This window comes from Desulfonatronum sp. SC1 (assembly GCF_003046795.1).
In the GTDB taxonomy this organism is placed as follows: domain Bacteria; phylum Desulfobacterota; class Desulfovibrionia; order Desulfovibrionales; family Desulfonatronaceae; genus Desulfonatronum.
Genome location: NZ_PZKN01000176.1, coordinates 1 through 429 on the forward strand (window position 1 = coordinate 1; position 429 = coordinate 429).

A 429-nucleotide genomic window follows, 5' to 3' on the forward strand; every position below is an offset into this window, starting at 1 on the left:
CCCAAAGCAATTACGGCCAGCTTGTCCATTTTCACATATATTTAAGTGTCACAAAAGGCCTAAAAACAGCATATCATATATTACCATTTTTTGTGATATAGACCAATGACCAAAATCATTGATTGTGTCATCTGATTTTTGACCAGCTTCCGGATTAAAGCCATAAACGGAAATAGTGCTACCGCAAAAAGAGTTATCTTTGACAGCATCAGTCAGGCAAATAAGTAATGAAATTATCAGCTATTCATATAAGCATTTTACTGCTTCCTTTTATTCTGAGCTCCTGCTTGTTCGGGAACCAATCAGCAGACAAAGGAATTGTTGAAGGGACTATCGTTTATAAGATAAACTATCCCCATCAACTCAATATGGGTGGCATGTCATTTCTCTATCCAAGTGAGATGAAACTGCATTTCAGCCACGGTAAAC

1 protein-coding gene is annotated in these 429 nt (G+C 37.3%); it reads left to right on the forward strand.

All coding sequences use genetic code 11. The features are described from left to right. Positions 1 to 227: 227 nt before the first annotated feature. Positions 228 to 429: hypothetical protein (locus C6366_RS20425; RefSeq protein WP_233248589.1), on the forward strand; the 202-nt coding region annotated here is incomplete at its 3' end.